We start from the raw sequence: 20525 nt of genomic DNA, 5'->3' as shown, positions 1-20525 counted from the left end.
GTTCCGACTTGTACCCCGGCGGACCAGCAACGTAACGCATACCGTTCGCCGGACGCTGGTTACCTGTGCCCGACGTGCTCCTCGGCCCCGAGCGGCGCGGTGGCCACGAGGAAGAAGACCGGCTGATCCTCGCACCGGCCGCCGCGCCGAACGGGTGCGAGGTACGTCACACCGCGCCAGGAACGCTGCGCCGTACGTCACGCAGGGACCGACGGGCGGCCCCGACCAGCGCGGTGATCGGGCGGGGATCCAGCTCGTTCTCCGGATGCCACTGCACGCCGAGTACGAACGGCCTGCTCGGGTCCTCGACCGCCTCGATCACCCCGTCCGCCGCCCAACCGGTGACCGCGAGCCGCCCGGGGTCGGCAATCGCCTGGTGGTGGTACGAGTTGACCCGGTCCACCCCGACCAGCACGGTCGCGGCCAGGCTCCCCGGCGCGAACCGCACCGGGTGGGCTCCGTAGACGCCGGGCGCCGGACGGTGCGCCTCATGACCGACCACGTCCGGCAGGTGCTGGTGCAGGGTCCCGCCGTAGGCGACGGCGAGCAGCTGCATCCCCCGGCAGACACCCAGCACCGGCAGGTCGGAGGCGAGCGCGCCGGCCAGCAGGGTCAGCTCGCCGGCGTCCCGGTCCGGCCGGTACTCGGTCCGCGGATCGGCCGGCTGGCCGTACCGCCCCGGGCCGACGTCGGCGCCGCCGGCGAGCAGCAGCCCGTCGAGGACGGCCAGCACACCGTCGTCCTCGTCGTCCGGCGGCAGCACCACCGCCCGGCCCCCGGCGGCGGTCACCGCCCGCACGTACGCCGCGGGCACCAGCACCGCCGGTACGCCCCGCCAGACCGCCCAGTCGGCCGGCTCGACGTACGCACTGATCCCGATCAGCGGCCGGGTCATAGAGGCGTGACGTACGCGCCGGTGATGCCGCCGTCGACCACGAACTGCGCGGCGGTCATGAACGAGGCGTCGTCGCTGGCCAGGAACGCCACCGCGGCGGCGATCTCCTCCGGTGCCCCGAACCGGCCCATCGGCACGTGTACGAGGCGGCGGGCGGCCCGCTCCGGATCGGCGGCGAAGAGTTCCAGCAGCAGCGGGGTCGCCACCGGGCCGGGACAGAGCGCGTTGACCCGGATCCCCTCCCGGGCGAACTGCACCCCCAGCTCCCGGGTCATCGCCAGCACGCCGCCCTTGCTCGCGGTGTACGCGATCTGCGACGTCGCGGCACCCATCAGTGCCACGAACGAGGCCGTGTTGATGATCGACCCCTTGCCCTGGCGGCGCATGTGCGGAATGGCGTACTTGCAGCAGAGGTAGACGCTCGTGGTGTTGACCCGCAGCACCCGCTCCCAGGCGTCCAGCCCGGTGTCCAGGATGGAGTCGTCGTCCGGCGGCGAGATCCCGGCGTTGTTGAACGCGATGTCGACCCGCCCGTGCCGCTCGGCCACCCCGTCGAACAGGTCCCGCACCGCCGCCTCGTCGGCGACGTCGGTGGCCACGAACTCGCCGCCGCACTCCTGCGCGGCACGTACGCCGGCCGCCTCGTCGATGTCCACGCAGACCAGCCTGGCCCCCTCGGCGGCGAACCGCCGGACGGTAGCCAACCCGATCCCGCTGCCCGCTCCGGTGACCACGGCCACCCGGTCCTGCAACCGACCCTGCACTGGCGTCACTCCTTCGTCGCGATGAACACGTTCTTGACGTCGGTGAAGGCGTGTAGCGCGTCCGGACCCAGCTCACGGCCGAGGCCGGAGCGCTTCATCCCGCCGAACGGGGTCCAGTAGCGCACCGAGGAGTGCGAGTTGACGCTGAGGTTGCCCGCCTCGACGGCACGGGCGAGGCGGAGCGCACGACCAACGTCACGGGTCCAGATCGAGCCGGAGAGGCCGTACTCGGTGTCGTTGGCGAGCCGGATCGCGTCGGCCTCGTCGTCGAACGGGAGCACCGAGACCACCGGGCCGAAGATCTCCTCCCGCCAGTGCCGGTCGGCCGGCGAGTCGGCCAGCAGCACCGTGGGCGCGTGCCAGAAGCCGGGGCCCTCGGGGCAGGAGCCGGTGAACGCGACCCGCGCGTCGGCCAGGTAGCCGGCCACCCGGTCCCGCTGGGCGGCCGAGATCAGCGGGCCCATCTCGGCGGTGTCCAGGGCCGGGTCCTCCACCCGCACCGCGCGTACCGCCGGCTCCAGCAGTGCCAGGAAGCGGTCGTACACCGGTCTCTGGACCAGGATCCGCGACCGGGCGCAGCAGTCCTGGCCGGCGTTGTCGAAGACCGCGGACGGCGCGGTGGCCGCGGCGCTCTCCAGGTCGGCGTCGGCGAACACGATGTTCGCGCTCTTGCCGCCCAGCTCCAGGGTGAGCCGCTTCACCTGGGCGGCGCAGCCGGCCATGATCCGGGTGCCGACCTCGGTGGAGCCGGTGAAACAGATCTTGCGGACCGCCGGATGGCTGACGAACCGCTCCCCCACCACCGCGCCCTCGCCGGGTACGACGGTGAACACGTCCTCGGGCAGCCCGGCCTCGCGGCCCAACTCGGCCAGGCGCAGGGCGGTGAGCGGGGTCAGCTCGGCCGGCTTGAGCACCACGGTGTTGCCCGCCGCCAGGGCCGGGACGAACCCCCAGGCCGCGATCGGCATCGGGAAGTTCCACGGCACGATCACCCCGACCACGCCGAGCGGTTCGTGGAAGGTGACGTCCAGGCCGCCGGGCACCGGGATCTGCTGGCCGGTCAACCGCTCCGGCGCGCCCGCGTAGTAGTCCAGGACGTCCCGGACGTTGCCGGCCTCCCAGCGGGCGTTGCCGATGGTGTGCCCGGAGTTGCGGACCTCCAGGGCGGCCAACTCGTCGAGATGCGCGTCCACCACGGCGGCGAACCGCCGCAACAACCGCGCCCGGTCCCCCGGAGCCACGACCCGCCACGTCTCGAACGCCGAAGCAGCCCGCGAGATGGCGGCGTCAACCTCCTCCACCGAGCTACCGACGACCTCCCGAAACCCCACCCCGGAAGCCGGATCCACCACCACGGTCACGCGCCCCACCCCTCAATAGCACCGTCGATCAGAGAGTTGTCAGAGGCGTTCGAAGCCACGGGTGAGCTCCCAGTCCGTTACCGCGGCGTCGAAGGCGGCGATCTCCACCCTTGCCTGGTTGGCGTAGTGGGCCACCACCTCGGGGCCGAAGGCGTCGCGGGCCACCGTGGAGTTCTCCCACAGGGCGAGAGCGTCGCGCAGGGTTCCGGGCACCCGCTCGGCCTCGCCGTCGTCGTACGCGTTGCCGGTGCACTCCGGGCCCAGCTCCAGCTCCCGGTCGATGCCGTGCAGCGCCCCGGCGACAAGTCCGGCGATCGCCAGGTACGGGTTGACGTCGGCGCCGGGCACCCGGTTCTCCACCCGCATCCCCTGCCCGTGCCCGACCACCCGCAGCGCGCAGGTGCGGTTGTCGACCCCCCAGCGCAGCGCCGTCGGGGCGAACGACCCCGGCTGGTAGCGCTTGTAGGAGTTGATGTTCGGGGCGAAGAGCAGGCTGAACTCCTGCATGGTCGCCAGCAGCCCGGCGAGCACCCGCTGCCCGGTCGTCGACAGGTGCGCCGGCCCGTCGCCGAGCAGCGCGGAGGAGCCGGTGGTGTCCCGCAGCGAGAAGTGGATGTGGCAGGAGTTGCCCTCGCGCGCGTTCGGCTTGGCCATGAAGGTGATCGCCATGCCCTCCTGGGCGGCGATCTCCTTGGCCCCGTTCTTGTAGATCACGTGGTGGTCGGCGCAGGCCACCGCCTCGTCGTAGCGGAAGGCGATCTCGTGCTGACCCAGGTTGCACTCGCCCTTGGCGCTCTCCGGGGTCAACCCGGCGCCGGCCATCTCGGTGCGGATCCGGCGCAGCAGCGGCTCGACCCGGGCGGTGCCGAGCAGCGAGTAGTCCACGTTGTACTGGTTGGCCGGCGTCAGGTCGCGGTAGCCCCGCCGCCAGGCGTCCTCGTACGAGTCGCGGAACAGGACGAACTCCAGCTCGGTGCCGGCGTACGCGGTCAGCCCGTGCTCGGCCAGCCGGTCCAGTTGGCGGCGCAGGATCTGCCGGGGCGAGGCGAGCACGTCACCGGACCCGTCCAGCCAGGCCAGGTCGGCCAGCAACAACGCGGAACCGGGCTGCCAGGGCATCCGGCGCAGGGTGGTGAAGTCCGGCACCATCGCGAAGTCGCCGTACCCGCGTTCCCAGCTCGACATCGCATATCCGTCGACGGTGTTCATGTCGACGTCCACGGCCAACAGGTAGTTGCACCCCTCGCTGCCGTGCTCGGCCACCTGGTCGAGGAAGAACGGCGCGTGAAACCGTTTTCCCTGCAAGCGGCCCTGCATGTCGACCAGCGCCAGCACCACGGTGTCGATCTCGCCAGCTTGGACGGCGACCCGCAACTCTTCCAGCGAAAACGGCGTTCTGCTCATCAGCGGGCCTCCATCACCAAGGTCTACTGGCAATCCGGATCACCGTCAATGCCCCCGGCCCGGTCGGCGGCAAACCACGCGAGGAGCTGTCATGCGTCTTCGAGCAATCCTGGCCGTCGCCGTCCTCGCCACCGGGCTGGGAACGGCGGTGAACGCCGAGGCCGACGTGCAACCGACGAACAGGTCGGTCGTCGCACTCGGCGCCGGCGGTTTCGACTTCAGCAATCCCGAGGTCCTCGCCACCGGGCTCGAAGCCCCGTGGGGGCTCGACTTCCTGCCCGACGGCAGCGCCCTGGTGGCCCAACGTGACCGGGGCACCGTGGTGCGCGTACGACCGGGTCTGCCGCCCGTGCAGGTCGCCCAGATCCCCGGGGTGGTCGCCGGCGGTGAGGCGGGGCTGCTCGGCCTGGCCGTCTCCCCGGGCTACCGGCTGGACCGGTGGGTGTACGTCTGCTTCACCACCGCCTCGGACATCCGGATCACCCGGTTCCGACTCAGCACGCCGCAGACACAGCAGGTGATCCTCAGCGGCCTGGCGCGGGCGTCCGTACACGACGGTGGCCGGATCGCCTTCGGTCCGGACGGGCTGCTCTACGCCGGCATCGGTGACGCCGGAGTGACCGCCAACGCGCAGAACCTGGCCAGCCGCAACGGCAAGATCCTGCGGATCCGCCCGAACGGCGCGATCCCGGCCGGCAACCCGTTCCCCGGCTCGCCGGTGTACAGCTACGGCCACCGCAACGTGCAGGGGCTGGCCTGGGACCCGCGCGGCCGGCTGTTCGCCTCCGAGTTCGGTCAGAACACCTGGGACGAGGTGAACGTGATCGTGCCGGGCGGCAACTACGGCTGGCCGATCGTGGAGGGCCCGAGCACCGACCCCCGTTTCCGTGCTCCGGTGGTCGTCTGGGCACCGGCGCAGGCGTCGCCCAGTGGTGCCGCCTTCGCGAACGGCACCCTGTTCGTCGTCGCTCTGCGGGGGACCCGGCTGTGGACCGTGCCGGTGAGCGCCTCCGGGCAGGTCGGCACCCCGGTCGCCGAACTCGTGGGCGTCTACGGCCGTCTCCGTACCGTCGTCCGGGCCCCGGACGGCTCCCTCTGGGTGGCCACCAACAACCGGGACGGCCGTGGCACGCCGGTGCCGGCGGACGACCGCATCCTGCGCTTCACGACCGGCGAGCAGCAGCCGCCGCCCGCCGGTCGTGTCGGCTCCCACGACGCCGATCCCGCGCAACCCTGAGCCGCCCCGAGGTCAGTCCGACCCGTCGACCGCCGCCGGCTGGGGCCCGGCGGCCGGGTCCTCGACGGTACGCACCGGGCCGGTGAACCACGTCCGCGCCGAGGCGTACCACCAGACGGCGACCACGAGCAGCACCCCACCCACGGCGAGCGGCGCGTAGTTCACGGCCGACCAGGTGAAGCCCTCGTTGCCGGGCACCCCGGCGGGCACGATCGGCAGCACGAAGTAGACCGCGATGACCGCGATCTCGATGACCGCGATCCAGCCGAGCACCTTGTACCTCGGCCCGAGCGTCCACGGCCCGGGGATGAACCGGTCGCCCATCCGCAGGCGCAGCGCGATGGGGATGAGGAAGGACAGGTAGAGCCCGATCACCGCGACGGAGACCACCGCGTAGAAGGCGATCGGGATGCCGGCGGGGCTCTCGTAGAGCGCAGGCAGGGTGAGCACCAGGCCGGCGATCGTCGTACCGATGATCGCGTTGACCGGGGTTCCGTTGCGGTTGACCCGGGACCAGAGCCGCCAGCCGGGCACCGCGCGGTCCCGGCTGAAGGCGTACGCCATCCGGCTCATCGAGGTGATGCAGCTCATCCCGCAGAAGAACTGCCCGATGGTGGAGATGATGATGACGACCTTGAAGAAGACCGGGGTCAGCGCGGATTCGAAGATGGCACCGGAGAAGCCGCCGGCGGCGTTGATCGCGTCGACGTCGGTCGCCGCGAAGAGGAACGTCAGCAGCAGGATCCAGCCACCGATCGCCGAATAGAAGATCGACTGCCAGAGGCCACGTGCGGCGGCCAGCGACGCGCCCCGAGTCTCCTCGGAGACGTGCGCGCAGGCGTCGAAACCGGTGATCGTGTATTGCGTGAGCAGGAAGCCCAGTGGCAGCACGTAGAACCAGAAGGTCAGCCCGCCGGTGTCACCGTCGCCGAAGCCGGAGTTGTTGAACCGCTCGGTGAACACGAACTGGAAGCTCTGGTGGTTGTCCGGGACGAAGACCAGGATGGCCACCACGACCGCCGCGCCGGCCACGTGCCACCAGACCGAGACGTTCTGGAGTACGTCGATGATCCGGTGCCCGAAGATGTTGATCAGGCCGTGCAGCGCCAGGATGATCACGAACAGCAGGAACGCCTGGCGCAACGTGCCGGCCCAGCCGTCGAAGAGCGCCGACAGGGTGAGGTTGAGAAACGTCGCGCAGCCGTAGTCGACCGAGGCGGTGACCGCGACCAGGCCGATCAGGTTCAGCCAGCCGGTGAACCAGCCGTGCACCGGGCGGCCCATGGTCGCCGCCCACCAGTAGATCCCACCCGCCGTCGGGTACGCCGACACCAGCTCCGCCATGCAGAAGCCGATGATCAGGATGAACACCGAGATCAGTGGCCAGCCCCAGGAGATGGCGACCGGCCCACCGTTGTTCCACGCCTGGCCGAACGTGGTGAAACAGCCGGCCAGGATCGAGATGATCGAGAACTAGATGGCGAAGTTGGAGAAGCCACTCCACTTGCGGCGTAGCTCCTGCTTGTAGCCGAGTTCGGCGAGCCGTCGGGCGTCGTCGTCCATCGGTTGCTCGGCGGTCGGCACGGGGGTCGTTGCCACTGCACACCTCCCTGAGGTGATTCCGCGTACGAGTGGGCAAAGTGTCGGCCCGTCGATCAAGACGGTCAATACGTTGTCGATGGGAATCTCACCGACGACGAAGCTAATTGCGTTGCCGCGCACCCAACGCGCAGGCATCCTTAACTCGTTGACCAGGCCCGATCACGACGGGCCCACCCCGGGCACTCGGAAATGCCCGGAGCCGCGGCGGCGCGGGGCACGTCACCTCTCTCTCACCTACGGCGCACTCCGCCGTACCCCCGCCCCGCCGCGGCCCACCCCGCTCGCCCCGCCCCGCCGCGGCAATTCGGGTGGGGGGGTGGGGTTAGGTCAGCAGGAGGCCGGTTACCCAGAGGGCGGCGATCACGACCCCCGCGCCGAACTCGACCAGCATGGAGAGGCCGGCGGCCTTGACGGCCTGCTTGGTGGACGGCCAGGCCAACCGGGAGTCGCCCAGGCGGAGCCACTCGGCGAGGAAGACCCCGAGAACGAAGCCGAGCACCAGCCCGACCACCGGGACCACGAAGAAGCCGACCAACCCGAGCAACCCACCGGCGAGCAGTGACCACGTCGGCACGCCGGTGCGTTTCAGGTTCCGCCCCGGCCAGGCGTACTTGATCACGGTGCCTCCGGCGGCGACCAGGGTCGCAGCGGCGAGTACCGCCCACCGGCCGGCGCCGGCCCCGCCGAACAGCGCCCAGACCAGCACCCCGGCCCAGCACAGCGGCAACGCCGGCAGGCCGGGCACCACCACGCCGGCCAACCCGAACAGGATGGCCAGCCCGGCGAGCACCGTGGCCGCCGCCTGGGTGTCCGTCACGCTCACCGCGTCACCTCCCTGCCCCGAAGCCGGCCGGCGTCGCCCCCCGGAGCCGATCGGTGATCCGCTCCGCCGACGCCGGTGCGCCGAAATAGAGGCCCTGACCGGTGTCGCAGCGCAGGGCCCGCAACCGCTCGGCCTGCACCTCGGTCTCCACCGCCTCGGCGGTGACCCACAGCTCCAGCGCGTGCGCCAACCGGACCAACGCGTCCACGATCCGTTCGTCGCGGTGGTCGGCCGCCACGTCCGTCCCGTCAGCGCGGATGCCCTCGACGAACGGGCCAGCCAGCTTCAGGCAGTGGATCGGCAGTCGCCGCAGGTACGCCAGGTTGGAGTATCCGGTGCCGAAGTCGTCCACCGCCAGCCGTACGCCCAACGCGGCCAGCCGGTGCAGGCTGCGCAGCGGCTCACCGGCGCTGCCCATCACGGCGCTCTCGGTCAACTCCAGCTGGAGCAGCTCCGCCGGCAGCCCGCTGGTACGCAACGCGTCGGCAACGGTGTCCACGATCGCCGGATCATCGGCCTGCCGGCCGGCGAGGTTGACGCTGACGACCAGGCGGGCATCGGGAAAGCCTCGCCACCACCCCTGGGCGTCGCGGCAGGACTGCCGCAGCACCCACTCGCCGAGCCGGACGATCAGACCGGTCTCCTCGGCCAGGCCGATGAACTGATCCGGCCCGATCAGCCCCAGCTCCGGGTGCTGCCAGCGGACCAGCGCCTCCACCGCCAGCATGGTGCCCTCCAACAGCGACACGATCGGCTGGTAGTGCAGCACGAACTCGCCCCGGTCGAGTGCGGCCGGCAACTCCGAGACCAGCGTCGACCGGGCGATGTCCCGGGCACTGCGATCCGGGTCGTAGACCGCCCACCGGCCCCGACCGGCGGCCTTTGCCCAGTAGAGCGTGGTGTCCGCGGCCTTCATCAGCTCCGAGGCGGTGGTCTCCCCGGCCGGGCAGTCCACGATGCCCACGCTGGCCGACACCGCGAGCTGGTGGTCACCGATGTGTACGGGAGCGGCGACGGCCGCGAGGGCCGACTCCGCCACGGCGACCGCGCCGTCGACGTCGTCCCCGCCGTCGACCAGGATCACGAACTCGTCACCGCCCATCCGGGCGACCAGGTGGCCGTGGTCGGCCACACACTCGGCCAGCCGGCGGCCGATCACCTGGAGCAGCCGGTCACCGAGGTCGTGGCCGAGGGTGTCGTTGATCGCCTTGAAGCCGTCGAGGTCGAGGAAGCAGACCCCCACCCGCTGGCCGGGCCCGGCGGTGTCGAGGACCCGGCCCAGTGTCTCGAAGAACAGCGTCCGGTTGGGCAGCCCGGTCAGCGGGTCGTGCAGCGCCTGGAAGCGCAGCCGCTGCTGGAGTTCGTACCGCTCGGTGATGTCCTCGATCATCGCGACGGTGAACCGGGGCCGACCGTCGTCGTGTCGGATCAGCGAGACGGCCAGATCGGTCCAGACCACGCTGCCGTCCTTGCGGTGGTAGCGCTTCTCCAGCCGGGCCGAATCCTGCTTGCCCTCGATCAGTTCCTGGTAGAGCTCCCACATGCCGGCCGCGTCGTCGACGTGGAACAGCGCCGCCACGTTGGTGTCGCGCAGCTCTGCGGTCGAGTAGCCGAGCATGTCGGCGAACGCCTGGTTGACGTCGATGATCTGGCCGTCCACCCCGGCGATGCCGATCCCGATGGCGGCGCCGGTGAAGAGCGCCCGGAACCGGGCCTCGCTGTCCCGCAGCGCCTGCTCGACCTCGTCGCGCGCCTGCCAGGCCGACCGGGCGATCCGCTCCTGCTGGGTGAAGGTGCGGTCGCGCAGCGCGCGGGCGAAGCCGGCGGCCAGGCCGCCCTGCACCGCGGCGATCCGCTCCGCCAGGTCCGCCGGCCGGTCGTCGGCCGCCAGCACCCGGTCGGGAAAGTCCGCGCCGAGCGTACGCAGCGACCACTCCAACGCCCGGGGCTCGGTCAGGTGCGCCTCCACCAGCGCCCGCCCGACCTCCTCGGCGGGGCGGGACGAGAACGGCTCGGCACGTACCGCCTGGGCCAGCCGGACGGTGTGCACGAGCAGCAGCCGCTCGGTCTCGGCCGCGCTGAGCGGCACGAACCCGAGGCGGCGTACCGCGCGGGCCCAGTCGGCGGCGTACCCCTGGACGTCGGCCCGGCCGACCTCGACCCCGACGGGATCCGGTACGGCGGCCACGGGATCAGCCGCCGGGCTGGTCGTACCGGGCGACGCCCCCGAAGGCGCCGAACCGCTCCGGGTGCTCGTCCACGTCGGACGGCGAGTCGGGACGCCAGAGCGGCATGTGCACCACACCCGGGTCAACGACCGTCCAGTCGCCGAAGAAGCCGGTGATCTGTGCGCGGGACCGCAGGGTGATCTCGGTGGCCGTCCGCGCGGAGAGGCGCTGGGCGTCCAGCATCTCCTGTGGCTGGTCCTCGAAGGTGGAGTGCGAGATGACCAGGAAGCTGCCGGGCGCGGCGGCGGCCCGCAGGGTGGCCAGGATGTCGTCCGGCCGGTCGGCGTCCGGGATGAAGTGCACCACCCCGGCCAGCAGGATGCCCATCGGCCGGCTGAAGTCGATCAGCCCGAGCTGCCGGGTCTCGGCGAGGATCCGCTCCGGCTCGCGCAGGTCGGCGTGGATCACCCCGGTCAGCTCGTTGCCGGCGAGCAGATCCCGGCTGTGCGCGACGGCCACCGGGTCGATGTCGACGTAGACGACCTGGGCCTTGGGGTTCGCCCCCTGGGCCACCTCGTGCACGTTGCCGACGGTGGGAATTCCCGAACCGATGTCGAGGAACTGGTCGATGCCGGCATCGAGCAGCACCCGGACCGCCCGGCGTAGGAAATCCCGCCCGGACCGCATGGTGGCGGCCAGATTCGGGGTCATGCTGGCGATCTGCTCGGCCAACTGCCGGTCGATCTCGAAGTTGTGTGCCCCGCCCAGAAAGTAGTCGTACACCCGGGCCGCGCTCGGCCTGGTCAGATCGATCTCGGTCGGCAGTCCGTCCGGCATCAGCGTGCTCCCCAGTTCATCGCCGCGGCGCGGGCCGGCACCGGCGTCGGGGCACGTAATCAGGCACGCTTGGCCGCCGGTCGACCCGCGGGTCGTGTGGTGTGGACCACTCTAGGCCGCCAACTCCCGCCTACGGGAGATTCGTTCACGCACTTTCCGCGCTCAGCTGGCGGACTCCAGCAGCAGCGAGATGCCCTGACCGACGCCGATGCACATGGTGGCGAGGGCCCGGCGACCGCCACGACGACGCAGCTCCAGCGCGGCGGTCAACGCCAGCCGGGCGCCGCTGGCACCCAACGGGTGCCCCAGCGCGATGGCGCCACCGTTCGGGTTGACGTGTTCGGCGTCCACCGGCAGCCCGAGCTCGCGCAGCACCGCCACGGACTGCGCGGCGAACGCCTCGTTGAGCTCGACCACGTCCACCGCGCCCAGCTCGACGCCGACCCGGTCGAGCAGCTTGCGGGTGGCCGGCACCGGGCCGATCCCCATGACCCGGGGTGGCACACCGGCCGCCGCCGCGCCACCGATGCGGGCCAGTGGCGTGAGGCCGTACCGGGCCACCGCGGCTTCGCTGGCCACCAGCAGCGCGACTGCGCCGTCGTTGACGCCCGAGGAGTTGCCGGCGGTCACCGTGCCGCCGTCGCGGAACGGGGTGGGCAACGCGGCCAGCTTCTCCAGCGTGGTCTCCCGGGGGTGCTCGTCGACCTCGACCAGCTTGGTCTCCCTCCGGCCGGCCGGCACGGTGACCGGCACGATCTCCTCGGCGAACCGGCCGTCGGCCTGTGCCTTGGCCGCGCGCTGCTGCGACCGGTACGCGAAGGCGTCCTGCTCGGCCCGGCTGACGCCGTACTCGGCGGCCACGTTCTCCGCCGTCTCCGGCATCGAGTCGACGCCCCAGCCGTCGCGCATCAGCGGGTTGACCAGCCGCCAGCCCAGGGTGGTGTCGTACACCTCGGCCGAACGTGAGTACGCCGAGGTCGCCTTCGGCATGACGAACGGCGCCCGGCTCATGCTCTCCACGCCACCGGCGATCACCAGCTCGGCGTCCCCGGCCACGATCGACCGGGCGGCGGTGGCGAGGGCGTCCAGCCCGGAGCCGCAGAGCCGGTTGACCGTGCTGCCCGGCACCTGCTCGGGCAGGCCGCCCAGCAACGCCGCCATCCGTGCCACGTTGCGGTTGTCCTCGCCGGCCTGGTTGGCACAGCCGAGCACGACGTCGTCCACGCGGGCCCAGTCCACCGACGGGTGGCGGGCGACCAGCTCGCGGATCACGTGCGCGGCCAGGTCGTCGGGGCGGACGCCGGCAAGCGCGCCGCCGTACCGGCCAATCGGGGTACGGACACCGGCTACCAGATATGCCACGGTCATCGCGAGTCCTTCGGGGGTGGAGACGGCCAGGGGTGGGGCGGGGTCCCGGCCGCCAGGATATCCGCGCCCGCAGCGGATAGGTTGACGGCATGACCCGGGCCCAGTTCAGCGCAGAAACCAGCGATGGTGGGGCGTTCGTCCGTCAACCCAACCGGTTCACCGGCCGGGTCACCCCGCACTCGACCGCACCGCCCGGCGGTGGCCCCGACGAGCAGGACCGCTGGCCGCTGGAGGCCGGGCGATACCGGCTGATCTGGTGCCGGGCCTGCCCGTGGGCGCATCGGGCGCGGATCGTCCGAGGGCTGCTCGGCCTGGACGACGCCATCTCGTTGGGCACCGTCGACCCGATCCGCGACGAGCAGGGCTGGCGCTTCGCCCTCGACCCGGACGGCTTCGACCCGGTCCTCGGCGTCGGTTTCCTCTCCGAGTCGTACCTGGCGACGGATTCGGACTACACCGGCCGGGTGACCGTGCCGGCGCTGGTCGACACGCTGACCGGCCGGGTGGTCACCAACGACTATCCGCAGCTCACGCTGGACTTCTCCACCGAGTGGCAGCGGCTGCACGCCACCGACGCGCCGGATCTGTACCCGGTCGAGCTGCGCCCCGAGATGGACGCGCTGATGGCCGAGATCCACACCGACGTCAACAACGGCGTCTACCGGTGCGGCTTCGCCGCCTCGCAGGAGGCGTACGACGAGGCGTTCCGGGCGCTCTTCGCCCGGCTGGACGCGCTCTCCGACCGGCTGGCCGAGCGGCGCTACCTGATGGGTGACGCGATCACCGAGGCGGACGTCCGGCTGTTCACCACCCTGGTCCGCTTCGACGCCGCCTACCACGGGCACTTCAAGTGCAACCGGAACAAGCTGACCGAGATGCCGGTGCTCTGGGCGTACGCCCGGGATCTCTTCCAGACGCCGGGCTTCGGCGAGACGGTGGACTTCGACCACATCAAGCGGCACTACTACGGCACCCACCGGGAGATCAACCCGACCGGCATCGTGCCACTGGGCCCCGACGAGTCCGGCTGGACCACGCCGCACGGGCGTGGCTGAGCGGGGCCGGGCCGGCACCACGAGCGCACCGGCCGCCACCGGGGACGTCGCACGGCGGGTCGCGGGGTCGGCGGCCGTCGGCTGCGCGCTGGCCGGCGCGGTCGCCGTGACGGTCGCGGTGCTCGCCGGTCCCGGTCCGGGGCTCACCGGGTACGTCAGCGAGGCGGGCATCGCCGGCAGCGTCCACGCCACGACGTACCGGATCGGGGTCCTCGCACTGGCCGGTGCGCTGCTGCTGATCGCCGCGGCGCTGCCTCCCGGGGTGCGGCTGGCACCGCCGCTGCTCGCCGCCAGCGGCTTGTTCGCCACCCTGTCCGGGGCGGTGACCTGCACCGCTGGTTGCCCGCTGCCGCCGTTCGAGCGGCCCACGGTGGCGGACGTGGTGCACGGCGGGGCGAGCGTGGCGGCGACCGGCGCGGTGGTCCTCGCGATGGTCGCGCTGGCCGTGTCCGGCCCGGCCGGGCGGGCGCTGCGCCGGTTGGCCGGCGGGACGGCCGCGCTGGCCCTGCCGCTCTGCGCCACCGTGGGACTGGCGATGCTCGTCGTCGGTCGGGGTGCCGTGGTGGGCGTGCTGGAGCGGCTGGTCCTGGCGCTCGCGGTGCTGTGGGGCCTGGCCACCGCCACCCTGCTGGCCCTGCGAAAGGAAGGGCACCCTGTTAACGCCTCGTGTATAGGAAGGGACCCTTCCTAACAACGCAGCGTGCTTGTAAGGAGCATCACCGCGATCACTCCTTCCGGAGGCCGCCCGTCGGCGTATCGTCGACTGGCGATGACCAATGTCTGGTGCCTCACCGTCCGCCTGTATGTCGATCTCCGACTGCAGGCCAGCGGTGTCTGTCCGGCGTAGCCGCGCTTCATACGCCTACCCCGTTCGGATCAGACAATTGGATACGTTCTCATGCCCTTTGGCCTGCGCAAGATTCCCTTCTCCGTGCAGATCCTGCTCGGTCTCGTGCTCGGCGTGGCGCTCGGCTTCCTGGCCCGCTCCGCCGACCTGAGCTGGCTGACCAGCACCCTGCACACCGTCGGCAGCCTCTTCGTCCAACTCCTCAAGCTGGCCGTGCCGCCGCTGGTCTTCACCGCCATCGTGGTCAGCGTGGTCAGCCTGCGCGGCGTGGCCAACGCCGCCCGACTGGCACTGAAGACCCTGCTGTGGTTCGGCGCGACCGCGCTGATCTCGGTCAGCATCGGCATCGGCCTCGGCCTGCTCACCAACCCGGGCAAGGGCGTGACGCTCGACCTGGGTAGTGCGGCACCGCCGAAGAACACCGGCTCCTGGACCGACTTCCTCACCGGCATCGTGCCCACCAACCCGGTCGGCGCGTTCGTCGAGGGCAACGTGCTCCAGATCGTCTTCCTGGCCCTCGTGGTCGGTGCCGCCGCGCTGCTGGTCGGCGACGCCGCCGAGCCGTTCGTGGCGTTGAACCGCTCGCTGCTGGAGATCGTCCAGAAGGCGCTGTGGTGGGTCATCCGGCTCGCCCCGATCGGCACCCTCGGCCTGATCGGCAACGCGGTCGCCTCGTACGGCTGGGACCTGCTGGCGCCGTTGGCCAAGTTCACCACCGCCGTCTACGTCGGCTGCGCCATCGTGCTGTTCGTGGTCTACCCGCTGGTGCTGGTCCTCGCCGGCCGGCTCAACCCGGTGCGCTTCTTCGCCGGCGCCTGGCCCGCGATCGAGCTGGCCTTCGTGTCCCGCTCCTCGGTGGGCACCATGCCGGTGACCCAGCGCTCGGTCGAGCGGCTCGGCGTGCCCCGCGAGTACGCCTCGTTCGCGGTGCCGTTCGGCGCCACCACGAAGATGGACGGCTGCGCCGCGATCTACCCGGCGCTGGCCGCGATCTTCGTGGCCCAGGTGTTCGGCGTGCACCTCGGCATCACCGACTACCTGCTGATCGCCTTCGTCTCGGTGGTCGGTTCGGCGGCCACCGCCGGTCTGACCGGCGCGATCGTCATGCTCACCCTGACCCTGAGCACGCTGGGCCTGCCGCTGGCCGGCGCCGGCCTGCTGTTGGCCATCGACCCGATCCTGGACATGGTTCGCACCGCCACCAACGTGGCCGGGCAGGCACTGGTGCCGACCGTGGTCGCCGCCCGCGAGGGCACCCTCGACCGGGCCGCGTACGAGTCGGCCGGCCGGCGCGACCTGACCGATCCGGAGCCCGCCGCGACAACCCGCACCGAGCGGCCGGAACAGCTGGACCCGGTCCCCGCCTGACAGTCGCACGAAAATCCGCACCGGGCCCCTCGGAGAGGGGCCCGGTGCGGCACACCTGGAGGATGACGAGATGAGCGCCCTGTTCACACCGCTGGCTCTGCGCGCGGTCACCCTGCACAACCGGATCGCCATGGCACCGATGTGCCAGTACTCGGCCGGCCGGGACGGTCTGCCCACCGACTGGCACCTGATCCATCTCGGCAGTCGCGCCATCGGGGGCGCCGGGTTGGTACTCACCGAGGCGACCGCCGTCCTGCCGGAGGGTCGGATCACCCCGCAGGACACCGGGCTGTGGTCCGGCGCGCACGTGGACGCGTGGCGGCCGGTGACCGCGTTCGTCGCCAGCCACGGAGCGGTGCCGGCCGTACAGCTCGCCCACGCCGGCTTCAAAGCATCCTCGTACCGGCCCTGGGCCGAGAGCCGCGGTGGGGTGCCGGACGCCGAGGGTGGCTGGACGCCGGTCGCGCCGGGCGTCGAGCCGTTCGCCGCCGGCTTCCGGGTCCCGAACGCCCTCGACGCGACCGCCATCGCCGGCGTCGTGGACGGCTTCGCCGCCGCGGCCGAACGGGCGCTGGCTGCCGGGTTCGCCGCCGTGGAGATCCACGCCGCGCACGGCTACCTGCTGCACGAGTTCCTCTCGCCGCTGCGCAACCACCGCACCGACCCGTACGGCGGCGACCGGGCCGGCCGGATGCGACTGACGTTGGAGGTGGCCCGCGCGGTACGCGCCGCGGTCGGCGAGGACGTGCCGGTGCTCACCCGGATCTCCGCGACCGACTGGGTCGAGGGCGGTTGGACGCTGGACGACAGCGTGGTGCTCGCCGGTGAGCTGGCCGCTGTCGGCGTGGACCTGGTCGACGCCTCCTCCGGCGGCGTGAGCCTGGAGCAGCGCGTCCCGCTCGGCCCCGGCTACCAGGTGCCACTGGCCGCCCGGATCAGGCGCGAGGCCGGCGTACCGACCGGCGCGGTCGGCCTGATCGTCGAGCCGGAGCACGCCGAGCAGATCGTCGCCGACGGCGAGGCGGACCTGGTGCTACTCGGCCGGGAGCTGCTGCGCGACCCGTACTGGCCGCGCCGGGCCGCCGCCAAGCTCGGTGTCGCGTACACCGGGCCGGACCAGTACGCCCGCGCCGCCTGATCCACACCGATCGGGTGGCTGCCCAGCGGGGCAGCCACCCGACGGTCAGCCGGCCAGGTGCGACCAGTCGTCCTCCAGGTCCCGCCAGGCCCCCTGAGCGGCGACCGTGCCGCCGATCAGCACCACCACGTGGTCGGCGCGGACCAGCGCGGCACGTTTCGCGGTCGAGCCGACCACGGTCACCCCGTGCGCGCGCAGCGCCTGCCACAGCGCCAGCTCGGTGGTGACGTCCAGCGCGGACGACACGTCGTCGGCGACCAACAATTCGGTACGCGGTGCCAGCGCCCGGGCCAGCGCCAACCGCTGCAGCTGGCCACCGGAGAGCCGGGTGCCCTTGTGCCCGATGAGCAGGCCCAGCCCACCGCCGGCGGCGGCCAGGTCGTGGTCGAGCTGGGCGGTACTGACCGCCCCGGCCGCATCCACCTGATGGCCGAGCGCGATGTTGTCGGCCACCGTGCCGGAGAGCACCCGGGGTAGCTGGCCGACGTAGCCGACCTGGTTGGGGCGTAGGAACAGCTCCGGCTCGGTGACCGGGTCGCCGTTCCAGGACAGCTCGCCGGTGTGGTGCACGATCCCGGCCAACGCCCGCAGCAGCGAGGACTTGCCCGAGCCGACCGGCCCGACGACCAGCACCAACTGCCCGCGCTGCACGGTGAGGTCCACGTCCCGCACGGCGACCGCGCCGTCGGAGTGCACCACCCCGAAGCCACGCAGCTCCAGCCGGCGCAGCGGATGCCGGGCCGGCGGCGTCGGCGCAGGCGCCGTCCCGGCGGCAAGATCCACCGCCGGCACCCCCGCCGAGTACGCCCCCACTCCGGTCATCGCCACCGTCCGTCGGGTCCAGACCCGTGCCGAGGGCAGTTGGGAGATCAGCGAGGCAGTGGTCCAGGCGAACCAGCGGGCCGCGCCCAGGGTGGAGACCGCCACCAGCACCGCTCCGGCGGAGAGTTCGCCGCTCAGATAGAGCGCCCACGCGCCGATCGGCAGCAGGCCGCTGGCCACCGAGGGCGTGGAACGGGACCACACCTGCACCGAGATCTCCCGCCGCTGCCGGTCACTGCGCAGCACATCGAGGTCGGCCAGGTGGCGCAGCACCGCCCCGCTCGCGCCGGCGAGCTTCACCGTCCGCGCCGCGGACAGCACGGAGACCAGCGCGGTGGCGAAGGCCGCCCGGGCCGCCACGGTCGCCCGGGCCGAACGCTCCAGCTTCGGCCCGAACAGGGTCGCGGCCAGCCCGGAGACGACCATGGTGCCGAGGAAGAACAGCCCCGGTACGACGCTGCCGGTGACCGCCGTCATGGCGACCACCAGGACCAGCGCGACGGACTGGTCCAGCACGTTGTCGGCGAGCTGGACCACCCGTTCGGTGTCTCCGCCCTGCGCCACGACCTCTGCCGGGGTGTGCGAGCTGACCCGGCGCGGCCCGGTCTGGCCGTGCACCAGCCGCAGGCCGATCCGCAGCATCTGCCGTACCCACCAGTGCGGGAACCAGACGTGGGTGTAGAACGGCAGCGGCAGGGTGACCAGCAGCCCGGCCACGATGCCCAGGGCCGGCAGGTACGGGTTGCCGGTGCCGTCCACCAGGTCGGCCCAGAGCCAGGGCAGCACCGGACCGTCCAAGCCGAGCAGGCTGAGCCCGAGGAACAGCGCGATGGCGGCCAGCCCGTACCGGGGATCGTTCATGCAGAGTCGGATGATCTCCCGGAACGTGCGGGCCGGCGGGGTCGACGGCAACGGTGGCGGTTCGGCGCGCACCGGCAGGACCGGTTCGCCCGCCAGCTCCGGCCCGACCTGGTCGCCGGTCGGCCAGACGTCGACCGGCTCGGGGCCGGTCAACAGGTCGGGGCCGGTCAACAGATCGGTGCCGGTACCCGACCGCGCGGCCGGCAGCGCACCGGCGTACGCGGCGGCGTGGCTGGTCGCCAGCAGCTCGGCGAAGCGGGTCGACGTCTCCAGCGGGCCGGCCTCGACCACCGCGCCGTCGGCCAGCACCACCACCTCGTCGCAGCGGCGCACGGAGGAGAGCCGGTGCGCGATGACGATGCCGATCCGGTCGCGCAGCAGCCGTTCGGTGGCCCGCTGCACCCGCGCCTCGGTGACCGGGTCCAGTCGGGCGGTGGCCTCGTCGAGGACCACCACGTGCGGGTCGCGGACCAGGATCCGGGCGAACGCCACCAACTGCTCCTGACCGGCCGAGAGCACGTGGCCGCCCTCGCCGAGGCGGGTGGCCAGCCCGTCCGGCAGCTCGGCGATCCAGCCGGCCAGGCCCAGCTCGTCCAGCGCCCGGGCGGCGGCGTCGAGCAGCTCCGGGTCGAAGAGCGCGACGTTCTCGGCGAGCGTGCCGGCCAGGATCTCGGTGCGCTGTGGCACCAGCGCCACCCAGCGGCGCAGCTGCTCGACGTCGAGGTCGCACAGGTCGGTGCCGCCGAGGAAGACGGTGCCCGGCGGCACGTCGACGGCCCGGGTGAGCACCTTCGCCAGCGTCGACTTGCCCGAGCCGGTCCGCCCGATCAGCGCGTACGAGCGGCCGCGCGTGAAGGTGAGGCTGAGCTCGCGCAGGGCGGGCCCCCGGCCGCTCTCCGGGCCGCTCACCTGGTATCCGAAGGTCAGGTCACGGATGCGCAGGTCACCGTCGGTCGGGCTGGCGCCGCCGACGGGCTCCTGCCGGGCCGTCTGGAGCAACTGGACCCGGGCCCACGCGCCGAGTGCCTCCTGGAGCTCCGGCACCATCCGGCTGACGTGTTCCGCGGTGGCACCGAAGGCCAGGGCGAGCAGCCAGATGGCGGTGAGCCGGGCAGCGTCGATCCGGTCGGTCGCCAGGGCCCAGGCCCCACCGAGCACCACCACGCCGATGCCGCCCCGGATCGTGGCGGTGGCGGCCGTGGCCACCTTGGCGGACAGCACCCAGACCAGGTGGCCACGGGACAGCACGGCGGCGGCCCGCCGTGCGTACAGGCGCAGCACGTACGGCCGGGCCAGGCTGGTGCGCACGTCGTCCTGCCCGTGCACCGCCTCCTCCATCACGGCGGCCAGGTCCGACCAGGCCTCCTCCTCGGCCATCCGGGCCGGACCGATCCGCGCCGTGGGCCGGCGCAGCCCGACCGCGAGCACGACCGTGAGCAGCAGCATCGCGATCCCGGCCGGCCACCACACGGCCAGCGCGACGATCATCGACAGCAGGCCGACGCAGACTCCCTGGGCGAGCCGGATGCCCTGGTTACGGACCGCCGACGCCACCTGGTAGACATCCCCGTCGATGCGGTCGAGCAGCTCGCCGACCGGGGTGGTCTCCAGGGTGGGCAGGTCCTGCCCGAGCGCCACCCGGCAGAGCCGTCGGCGCACGTCGGCGGACCAGTCGGCGGTCAGCCCGGCCATCAGCAGGCTCACCGCGAAGTCGGAGAGCACCACGGCGACCAGCGCCGCGGCCAGCACGGTGAAGAAACCGGCCGAACGGTGTACGAGCACCGCGCCGGCGAGCGCGGACGCGGCCGCCTGGCCGCCGGCGCCGAGCAGGATCAGGACGGCCACGACCGTCAGGCGACGTGGCGAGGTGCCCCACAGATCACGGAGCAGGCGCATCGGTGTCCTCCGGACGTGGGTGGCGGAGAACCCAGCGTCCCGGTTGGAACCGATTTGCTCAACCGATTTACCCGCTCTG

16 protein-coding genes are annotated in these 20525 nt (G+C 72.3%); 5 read left to right on the top strand and 11 right to left on the bottom strand.

Annotation, left to right across the window (positions count from 1 at the left end):
• Positions 1-166: 166 nt before the first annotated feature.
• From ACFQGL_RS17720 to ACFQGL_RS17705, 4 genes are read right to left on the bottom strand one after another with little or no spacing between them, the layout of a single operon-like run.
• Positions 167-895, bottom strand: coding sequence for a gamma-glutamyl-gamma-aminobutyrate hydrolase family protein (locus ACFQGL_RS17720; RefSeq protein WP_377513093.1), 729 nt, complete (start codon positions 893-895; stop codon positions 167-169).
• The gene (locus ACFQGL_RS17715) at positions 892-1659 is read right to left on the bottom strand and encodes a 3-oxoacyl-ACP reductase (protein WP_377513091.1); all 768 of its coding nucleotides are present in this window, start codon (positions 1657-1659) and stop codon (positions 892-894) included. The genes ACFQGL_RS17720 and ACFQGL_RS17715 overlap by 4 nt, the downstream gene beginning before the upstream one ends.
• Positions 1660-1664: 5 nt before the next feature.
• Positions 1665-3020 (bottom strand): aldehyde dehydrogenase family protein, encoded by a 1356-nt coding sequence (locus tag ACFQGL_RS17710; protein WP_465263529.1) that lies wholly within the window; start codon positions 3018-3020, stop codon positions 1665-1667.
• A gap of 39 nt (positions 3021-3059) precedes the next feature.
• A complete protein-coding gene (locus ACFQGL_RS17705) occupies positions 3060-4424 on the bottom strand; it encodes a glutamine synthetase family protein (RefSeq protein WP_377513089.1) in 1365 nt (454 codons plus the stop codon).
• Between the two features lie 91 nt (positions 4425-4515).
• On the opposite strand from ACFQGL_RS17705, the gene ACFQGL_RS17700 reads away from it, so the two are divergent.
• Positions 4516-5661 carry a PQQ-dependent sugar dehydrogenase gene (locus tag ACFQGL_RS17700; RefSeq protein ID WP_377513087.1) on the top strand — a complete coding sequence of 382 codons (1146 nt, stop codon included), beginning with the start codon at positions 4516-4518 and terminating at the stop codon, positions 5659-5661.
• Between the two features lie 12 nt (positions 5662-5673).
• Here ACFQGL_RS17700 and ACFQGL_RS17695 read toward each other — a convergent pair whose 3' ends face one another.
• The 6 genes from ACFQGL_RS17695 to pcaF all read right to left on the bottom strand — a co-directional run bounded on the left by ACFQGL_RS17695 (position 5674) and on the right by pcaF (position 12459).
• The gene (locus ACFQGL_RS17695; RefSeq protein ID WP_377513166.1) at positions 5674-7116 is read right to left on the bottom strand and encodes an amino acid permease; all 1443 of its coding nucleotides are present in this window, start codon (positions 7114-7116) and stop codon (positions 5674-5676) included.
• A gap of 18 nt (positions 7117-7134) precedes the next feature.
• Positions 7135-7260, bottom strand: coding sequence for a hypothetical protein (locus ACFQGL_RS17690; protein ID WP_377513085.1), 126 nt, complete (start codon positions 7258-7260; stop codon positions 7135-7137).
• A gap of 325 nt (positions 7261-7585) precedes the next feature.
• A complete protein-coding gene (locus ACFQGL_RS17685) occupies positions 7586-8086 on the bottom strand; it encodes a DUF456 domain-containing protein (protein ID WP_377513083.1) in 501 nt (166 codons plus the stop codon).
• A gap of 4 nt (positions 8087-8090) precedes the next feature.
• Entirely contained in the window at positions 8091-10274 is a 2184-nt protein-coding gene (locus ACFQGL_RS17680) for a putative bifunctional diguanylate cyclase/phosphodiesterase (protein ID WP_377513081.1), read from the bottom strand.
• A gap of 4 nt (positions 10275-10278) precedes the next feature.
• Positions 10279-11091 carry an SAM-dependent methyltransferase gene (locus ACFQGL_RS17675; RefSeq protein WP_377513079.1) on the bottom strand — a complete coding sequence of 271 codons (813 nt, stop codon included), beginning with the start codon at positions 11089-11091 and terminating at the stop codon, positions 10279-10281.
• Positions 11092-11253: 162 nt separating this feature from the next.
• Complete coding sequence (gene pcaF, locus ACFQGL_RS17670) at positions 11254-12459, bottom strand: 3-oxoadipyl-CoA thiolase (protein WP_377513077.1); 1206 nt, start codon at positions 12457-12459, stop codon at positions 11254-11256.
• 89 nt (positions 12460-12548) lie between these two features.
• Between pcaF and ACFQGL_RS17665 the strand changes: the two genes are divergently transcribed.
• From ACFQGL_RS17665 to ACFQGL_RS17650, 4 genes are all read left to right on the top strand, one after another.
• Positions 12549-13514, top strand: coding sequence for a glutathione S-transferase family protein (locus ACFQGL_RS17665; protein WP_377513075.1), 966 nt, complete (start codon positions 12549-12551; stop codon positions 13512-13514).
• Positions 13507-14205, top strand: a complete 699-nt coding sequence (locus ACFQGL_RS17660; protein WP_377513073.1) for a DUF998 domain-containing protein — start codon at positions 13507-13509, stop codon at positions 14203-14205. The genes ACFQGL_RS17665 and ACFQGL_RS17660 overlap by 8 nt, the downstream gene beginning before the upstream one ends.
• A gap of 219 nt (positions 14206-14424) precedes the next feature.
• Positions 14425-15729, top strand: coding sequence for a dicarboxylate/amino acid:cation symporter (locus ACFQGL_RS17655; protein WP_377513164.1), 1305 nt, complete (start codon positions 14425-14427; stop codon positions 15727-15729).
• A gap of 70 nt (positions 15730-15799) precedes the next feature.
• On the top strand, positions 15800-16867 hold the full coding sequence (locus ACFQGL_RS17650; protein WP_377513071.1) for an NADH:flavin oxidoreductase/NADH oxidase: 1068 nt from the start codon (positions 15800-15802) through the stop codon (positions 16865-16867).
• 45 nt (positions 16868-16912) lie between these two features.
• Here the strand turns inward: ACFQGL_RS17650 and ACFQGL_RS17645 are convergent, their stop codons facing one another.
• Positions 16913-20446, bottom strand: coding sequence for an ATP-binding cassette domain-containing protein (locus ACFQGL_RS17645; protein WP_377513069.1), 3534 nt, complete (start codon positions 20444-20446; stop codon positions 16913-16915).
• Between the last annotated feature and the right edge of the window lie 79 nt (positions 20447-20525).

Source organism: Micromonospora vulcania, from assembly GCF_042658605.1.
Taxonomy (GTDB): Bacteria; Actinomycetota; Actinomycetes; order Mycobacteriales; family Micromonosporaceae; genus Micromonospora; species Micromonospora vulcania.
The sequence above is the reverse complement of the archived record's forward strand: the minus strand, read 5'-3'. Positions and strand labels throughout refer to the sequence as shown.